The organism is Nostoc sp. UIC 10890 (genome assembly GCF_054786515.1).
The window spans coordinates 1-6,082 of the sequence record NZ_JBSGKF010000046.1 but is presented as its reverse complement, the minus strand read 5'-3'; the positions used below and the strand labels follow the sequence as shown (position 1 = coordinate 6,082).

11 protein-coding genes are annotated in these 6,082 nt (G+C 31.8%); 2 read left to right on the top strand and 9 right to left on the bottom strand.

The genetic code is table 11. The features are described from left to right. Window positions 1–56: 56 nt before the first annotated feature. From ACWATR_RS38330 to ACWATR_RS38315, 4 genes are all read right to left on the bottom strand, one after another. Window positions 57–275 carry a hypothetical protein gene (locus ACWATR_RS38330; protein WP_460345118.1) on the bottom strand — a complete coding sequence of 73 codons (219 nt, stop codon included), beginning with the start codon at window positions 273–275 and terminating at the stop codon, window positions 57–59. 143 nt (window positions 276–418) lie between these two features. After that, window positions 419–559: a hypothetical protein gene (locus ACWATR_RS38325; RefSeq protein WP_460345115.1), complete on the bottom strand. Its 141-nt coding sequence runs from the start codon at window positions 557–559 to the stop codon at window positions 419–421. 82 nt (window positions 560–641) lie between these two features. Continuing rightward, on the bottom strand, window positions 642–839 hold the full coding sequence (locus ACWATR_RS38320; RefSeq protein WP_460345112.1) for a hypothetical protein: 198 nt from the start codon (window positions 837–839) through the stop codon (window positions 642–644). After that, window positions 839–1,171 (bottom strand): hypothetical protein, encoded by a 333-nt coding sequence (locus ACWATR_RS38315; protein WP_460345109.1) that lies wholly within the window; start codon window positions 1,169–1,171, stop codon window positions 839–841. Before ACWATR_RS38315 ends, ACWATR_RS38320 begins: the two co-directional genes overlap by 1 nt. Window positions 1,172–1,849: 678 nt before the next feature. Here ACWATR_RS38315 and ACWATR_RS38310 point away from each other — a divergent pair. Then, window positions 1,850–2,329, top strand: coding sequence for a hypothetical protein (locus ACWATR_RS38310; RefSeq protein ID WP_460345106.1), 480 nt, complete (start codon window positions 1,850–1,852; stop codon window positions 2,327–2,329). Here ACWATR_RS38310 and ACWATR_RS38305 read toward each other — a convergent pair. The 5 genes from ACWATR_RS38305 to ACWATR_RS38285 all read right to left on the bottom strand — a co-directional run bounded on the left by ACWATR_RS38305 (window position 2,326) and on the right by ACWATR_RS38285 (window position 5,424). Next, window positions 2,326–2,808: a hypothetical protein gene (locus ACWATR_RS38305; RefSeq protein ID WP_460345103.1), complete on the bottom strand. Its 483-nt coding sequence runs from the start codon at window positions 2,806–2,808 to the stop codon at window positions 2,326–2,328. The two genes, ACWATR_RS38310 and ACWATR_RS38305, sit on opposite strands and share 4 nt — an antisense overlap. An 82-nt stretch (window positions 2,809–2,890) precedes the next feature. Continuing rightward, window positions 2,891–3,271, bottom strand: a complete 381-nt coding sequence (locus ACWATR_RS38300; RefSeq protein WP_460345100.1) for a hypothetical protein — start codon at window positions 3,269–3,271, stop codon at window positions 2,891–2,893. Window position 3,272: 1 nt separating this feature from the next. Then, on the bottom strand, window positions 3,273–3,638 hold the full coding sequence (locus ACWATR_RS38295; protein WP_460345097.1) for a hypothetical protein: 366 nt from the start codon (window positions 3,636–3,638) through the stop codon (window positions 3,273–3,275). 561 nt (window positions 3,639–4,199) lie between these two features. Further along, window positions 4,200–4,964, bottom strand: a complete 765-nt coding sequence (locus ACWATR_RS38290; protein WP_460345094.1) for a hypothetical protein — start codon at window positions 4,962–4,964, stop codon at window positions 4,200–4,202. Window positions 4,965–5,040: 76 nt separating this feature from the next. After that, window positions 5,041–5,424 carry a hypothetical protein gene (locus ACWATR_RS38285; protein ID WP_460345091.1) on the bottom strand — a complete coding sequence of 128 codons (384 nt, stop codon included), beginning with the start codon at window positions 5,422–5,424 and terminating at the stop codon, window positions 5,041–5,043. Window positions 5,425–5,689: 265 nt separating this feature from the next. Here ACWATR_RS38285 and ACWATR_RS38280 point away from each other — a divergent pair, with 265 nt between their 5' ends. Continuing rightward, entirely contained in the window at window positions 5,690–5,899 is a 210-nt protein-coding gene (locus tag ACWATR_RS38280; protein WP_460345087.1) for a helix-turn-helix domain-containing protein, read from the top strand. Window positions 5,900–6,082: the final 183 nt, after the last annotated feature.

The following is a 6,082-nucleotide window of genomic DNA, read 5'->3' as shown; positions in this document are numbered from 1 at the left end:
AATCTATGGTTTTATTATTTTTCATAAGAAAGTCTGATGAATATTTTGTTAAATTTCTAACTAGGGATAGGAATATTGCGCTTTTCTAACTCTGCAATCATGACATTCTCGATAAATTGGCTCATAATCAAGCCTTCACTAGCAAAGGCTTCGCTGAACTGAGCATAAATCTTCTGATCCATCCAAAAGCCAATATTCCTTTTTTTTCCGTCTGGCTTGTAAGGGGATCTCTTATATTTCTTCTTTGGTTTGGTTTTTTGTACTGCTATTGTCATGTTTTTTTCTGTTTTCTTTTTGCTTATAAATATTCTACCACTACACATGTGAATTTACTAGTGTGTAATTAAAATATTTTTTATTCTACATAGGAATAATAAAACAGACTGAAATTTAACTCTGATTATTATTCCTATAAAAATTAAACCAGACCTAAAACCTTTCTTAAATAAGTAGTCAGTGGAACCGCTTTACCTAATTCTTTGCAGTATTCCAAGTGCTTATCAGCTAGTTTTTGCTGTTGATCTTCGGTCAGTTTAAAGGTAATTGTTTTTAGTGTCATTTATTTTTATCCTTATTTTAATTTTGTAAAAAAAGTCAGTTTATTTTTTTAAAATAAACTGACGCATGACTAACTATGATACTTAGAAGCTGCTGAAATAATCATCAGCCGATTTTTTAATCTCTACTGGTTTAGGGGTAATAGATGCTTTAAGCTTTTCAAACCCTGAGATAAGATCAGGTAACTGCCACATCCTTAATACTTGAATTGTGGCTATATCATCTAAATACTCACCTATAGCCTTAATTTCATTTTCTGTAAATTCTTGGGATGCTTTCATTATTCCATGCCTCTAGATTTTTTATATTTAGCTAATGAATACTTTATAGGGTGTGCCCCAGGATAATGGGAAATACCTATCTCCCAGGATTTTACATCAAGGGCCACACTCATTTTTGATAATATTAATTGTGAAGCGATAAAATTTTGACGAATTAAATTAGCTTTAAAAGCTTCAATAGTATTCTTGAAGTATTTGCTATCAAGATTATTATTAATCTTGCTTGCTTCAAAAAGCTCTTTACTATCAAGCCATTCTAATATTAAATCTCGATCAGCTTGCTTTGCTAAATCTACTACTTTAGGTGCAGTTTTTGCAAATCCGTTAAACATAATATTAAACCAAAAATCAATTAAACTTCTTACTATAAGTATAGCAAATAATACAGTACTTGTGTACTAATATTCAAAAAATATTTACAAGTAATTTTAGGTAAAAAGCTGTTACAATAAATGAAATAATTAAACTTCTTTTATTACCTACAAATCTTTGAGACAAGGTTTGTAGGTAATTTTTTATCTAGAAAATAGCAGCTAAAAAATTAAATTAATCAAGCAAACACAGATATAAAAATATTTTTACTGTTATTGGTGCGATCGCACTACTCATCATGGATGATCATAAATAGTTAATTATTTTATGATTAACTTAAAATCTCTTGCTATTTGGTAGTTTTAAGCAAGGTTATACTTTTATAAGAATGTTTTTTAAAAAAGTATAAAAAGATTGAATGGTTAAAACCTTTACTATATAAGCATTTGATTGTTTTTATTTTAATCAAAAATCATTTTTGTTGCTATGACATCAACAGCATCAATAGGTAATAGTGCTGTGACATTAAGCGTATGCAGTGTTTTTAGCTATCAACTAGCTTGATATTTGCTAGTAATAGCGCTATGACATCAAGCGCATCAGAAACAAGCAAGTAATTAAAGAAAGCATAGTAATACAAACATACTTAATAGTAATGTGCTAGAATATAGAGGTATTTAATAATAAGAGAAAATATAATGGCTAGAATTGATGAAAATGAAGAATTAATCCAAGCTTTAATAAACTACACACATCAAAACCATGTATTAACAGAAGCTTTAACAGCAACCTTAACTAATACATTGCGTGAGACTGCAAGCTTATCTCAATTTACACATGATATCCAAAAGATAGGAAAAGAATTAGGGCAGCTTACCGGACAAAGCTGTATGAATTACCTATCTGATTCTTTGAAAGATTTTACTAATCATTTTGTACAGAAAATCGGAACACTTACAAGCCGATTAGATAAAATCACCCAAACCCAAGAACAAAACCAACAAACAGTAGATGCTGTTATTCAATCACAATTATTAATCGCCCAAAACCTAAAGGAATTGAGCGATCGCTTAGTTGAACAAAATAAGAGGATTAGCCGTTTAGAAAATGCGATTACCTTTGTTTTTGAGGCTCAAGCATCAGCAATAAAGGATCAACAGCCAGCTAAAAAATCTTAATCTTCATCATCTAATCCAGAACTATCATCATCAGAAGAACTACCCAGCAAATTAATCAAAGCTGGGTAGTTTTTTGCTTTATTCTGCAATAGTTCATCAATTAGTTCTGATGGTTTTTTATTTAGTCCTTCAGAGGTAAGCTTTTGTAATACTTTACCCTGTTCTTCTTCTGATAGTCCTTGCCTCATCAGAGTAGAATATTCTTTAATATTTTCCTGTGTGGCTGGGATATCTTTTCTTAAGAATAGCTCTTTTAATTCTTTAGTAGAATTATTTACTTTTACCCTAGAAGTAACCTGCTGTTGATCTGCTTGTGTTTGTTCTTTTTGATTATTTAATTTTTGAAAAGATGCAGATTTAAAACTATCTAAATCAACTTGAAGATTATTATTTTTACTTTGCTTTTTCTCTGATGCTAATTTTTCATAAGCTTCTCTATATTTTGGAGGAAATTTACTTAAATCAACTTGAATACTCATTATTTTAAATCCTATATTTTATCATTATTATATCATATTTTAAGTAAGCAATAGTGGTAAAGTTGCTATTGCTTACTTAAACTTAAAGTGAAAGTGAAATAATCAAACTAGGATCATAAGTTTTAAATTGCTCTAAAGTGTTTTGTGCGATCGCATTTCCTTTTTTTGCAAAATAGTAAACTGATGCTGTGATTATTTCAGCGCAAAATCCATCAAGTAATGGTAGGCAGTTTACTTGGGCCTCCATATCTTCAAGATTTAGTACTAATTCATCCATCATCCAGATCATAAACTCTGAAGGTTCGCCAAGTTTAATTGTTTGCCATTCTTCTATTAAATCTTCCTTAGGTACACCTGCTAGTCTTGAAAGGGCTATTAATGGGAGTGCCCCAGTATTCCCAAAATGGATTGCAGATATATCTAGAATGGTTTGTGTTAGTGGGTGCTGAGAGAAATTAAGCATTTTATTTAGGTTGATAGTTGTAGAAAAAGTGGATGATGTTTTTATTAATTTGGCAGATTTTAGAATTATTTACTAATTCTTGATTAGATTTAGTGTAAATAGGTCTGCAACCGCCAAGGTTTATAAAGAATGTATTAGCTAAAAAACATAGAACCAGAAGATTTACAGAAAAACCTAAGAGTGAATCTACTATATTTTTTGGTGCTACTTCCTTAACTGCTGTTCTAGCTTCTTCAACTAAAGAATCACATAATAAACTTTTCTGTTCCATTGAACCATTTTCCATTATGTCGTCTATTATTTGATTCCTTAAGTCTACTTGTGTTTTTTTATCAGAGAAAAGACTAGGAAATAATTTATCAAGCATTGTTTTGAATTACTTAAGGTTTATTTAAATAGACTACTTTTACTCACCCCATGAATTAGAGGTTAATCAAATAGTGAGTAGTTAAAATCTTTTTCAACTACTACTTTTTGAATTACTTCGCCCCAATCAACACCATCAAGAGCAGAGGTTAGAAAATGAACGTGGTCTAAACTAGCCCTTACATCTAAAAAATGTGTGACTAATTTACAATCATTTTTGGCACATTCAAAAGAAATTCTTTCTACATCATATTTAGATGGCTCACCATAGATTAGTAAAAAAACAGCTTCACAATTTACCTTACTAGCACGTTCAGAAACTTCTTTAAAATCTTCCCAATGACAGGGGAAAAATAGATAATTTTCACTTTTTACAATTAAACGATCCTCTAAATTTATCTCTGATCATTCCTCTTTGTAGCTTACTGTTTCGTAAAACCGATCTATTACTTGGCGATCGCTCTGTCTATTATTTGCCATGATTTTAATTAAATTCCTTGGGATGTATATGTAGTAGGGGTTTTAGAGTTCAAACCCCATTGCCTTAATGTGTAGCTACCAGTTAAATAACTGGTTTAATAGCTTCGATATAGTTTCTAAAAACCTCTACATCAAAATCACATCCTTCCTTAGTTTTCAGTGCAGCAAGCCCCATATTAAATCTATGTTCCTCTAAAGTTTCAGGGTGTACATCTACATCTACATCGTTTACAAAAGTTTCTACAATTGTAGGTACATTTAAACCTAATAATTTCATTGTGCTTTTCATTCCTAAGCAATCCTCATCAGCATCATCCCAAGAATCAGAGAATATGTAGTAGGCTGTAAACCCAGTTTCCTGATCGATAAACGACAACTGAAGCCAATCTATAGGGTTACATCCAAAAATTTGAACATCAGCTAACGTTAACTTTTTGGTAAAACTATTATCACTAAAAATTGGACGGAAAGTTGTAGCGCGATCGCCATAAGTAATCTTGAATTTCCTACCTATGGCACTTTGTAAAAATCTGACCGCATATATCTTCTGAAGTAAATTACGATTGCTCTCTCGGATGTAGGTTTTTTCCCCATTATCCAGGGTAACTTCAATAATATGTTCAATGACATCTCTAAACATCAAGTTTTCTACAGCGTAGACATCAACACCAATCATCTGGCAAGCATTACGAAGATCCAATGAATCATCGTCTTTTTCATACCATTCGGGGTGTACAAGTATGTGTGATTGTTCATCACTTTCTAGGGATATAAATTCTAAAGAGTATCCGTTCTCTGTTTGACGAACATCATTCAAAACCATTTCAACAGATATATCAACAGTCATTTTTTTTACCAGTTAGTTACAAGTTGATTACAAGTTAATTTGTTAATGGGAACCTTTAAAGATTCCCAGGTAATTTTTAAGCAGCAGCAAATGAACTTTTTAGAATCTTTTGAACCTTTGCTTCCACATCCTTATTAGGTGCAGAATTAAAAGATAATGCGATCGCAAACATGGCCCAGCTAATATCAAAGATTAGTGCATTAGCTACTACTGATGATGATGCTTGATGTACTTCATCAGCCAGCATTGCTGCTTTAACCTCAGCCACACGTACAGCGAACCAGTCTCTATCAAATGGTAATCTACCATCAATCAGCTTTACCCAGACCGTACCGCAATCAATCCAGATAGCAACGATTTGATCAGCAGCTACATTAATAATTTGGCTGATGATAGCGCGATCGCGTTCGGACAAAAACTGAGTAGCTGGCTTGATAGGTGTTAAAGTTGTAGTTGTCATTACTTTTCGTTTTGTTTAAGTGGTGATAGGCGATCGCTTAGTTCTTCAGGCTTTAGCGGTCGCTTTGTTTATGTTGGGTGAGTAAACCATACAGGTGAGCCGTGCTGCTTATCTCTCCTTTCCTTCCATGCTTCCAGTATAACATAGATTTTCTCACTTGTGCGCTTCCGCAAAAGAAATATTTTAAAAATGTTTACTATATATAAGTGTTGCTTTTTTGCGGAAGTACACTATATAATATAAGGAGATATGTAAAAGGTATTTTATGAAAGTTGTTTGTAGGCTTAAAGAATTAATGGAGGTAGAAGGGATAAATCAAAACCAGCTAGCCCAAAAGACTGGTATAGCACCCTCAACAATTGGTAGGTTGTACAGGAATGCCTCAACTAGATATGACGACCAAACATTAGTAGCACTTGCAAAATATTTTAGACTTGAGAAAATGGATGATCTTATTAAATTTGAACTAGATTAATAATGGTTAAAAATTTAAAAATAAACCTCAGTTAATTTAAATTAACTGAGGTTTATTTTAACTATAATTTCCTAATTTTACTTAAATTTAAATCTGTCTCAATTAAATTTAAGTTTTTTAATTTAACTACAGATTCACCAAACTGCTTAGACGTTAAACCAGTAGATAAAATTTTAATTAGAA

What these genes read in the sequence shown, in the direction of transcription:
- ACWATR_RS38325 (WP_460345115.1), bottom strand. Translation starts at nt 559, where the DNA reads ATGACACTAAAAACAATTACCTTTAAACTGACCGAAGATCAACAGCAA.
- ACWATR_RS38320 (WP_460345112.1), bottom strand. Translation starts at nt 839, where the DNA reads ATGAAAGCATCCCAAGAATTTACAGAAAATGAAATTAAGGCTATAGGT.
- ACWATR_RS38300 (WP_460345100.1), bottom strand. Translation starts at nt 3,271, where the DNA reads ATGCTTAATTTCTCTCAGCACCCACTAACACAAACCATTCTAGATATA.
- ACWATR_RS38285 (WP_460345091.1), bottom strand. Translation starts at nt 5,424, where the DNA reads ATGACAACTACAACTTTAACACCTATCAAGCCAGCTACTCAGTTTTTG.
- ACWATR_RS38330 (WP_460345118.1), bottom strand. Translation starts at nt 275, where the DNA reads ATGACAATAGCAGTACAAAAAACCAAACCAAAGAAGAAATATAAGAGA.
- ACWATR_RS38280 (WP_460345087.1), top strand. Translation starts at nt 5,690, where the DNA reads ATGAAAGTTGTTTGTAGGCTTAAAGAATTAATGGAGGTAGAAGGGATA.
- ACWATR_RS38305 (WP_460345103.1), bottom strand. Translation starts at nt 2,808, where the DNA reads ATGAGTATTCAAGTTGATTTAAGTAAATTTCCTCCAAAATATAGAGAA.
- ACWATR_RS38295 (WP_460345097.1), bottom strand. Translation starts at nt 3,638, where the DNA reads ATGCTTGATAAATTATTTCCTAGTCTTTTCTCTGATAAAAAAACACAA.
- ACWATR_RS38290 (WP_460345094.1), bottom strand. Translation starts at nt 4,964, where the DNA reads ATGACTGTTGATATATCTGTTGAAATGGTTTTGAATGATGTTCGTCAA.
- ACWATR_RS38315 (WP_460345109.1), bottom strand. Translation starts at nt 1,171, where the DNA reads ATGTTTAACGGATTTGCAAAAACTGCACCTAAAGTAGTAGATTTAGCA.
- ACWATR_RS38310 (WP_460345106.1), top strand. Translation starts at nt 1,850, where the DNA reads ATGGCTAGAATTGATGAAAATGAAGAATTAATCCAAGCTTTAATAAAC.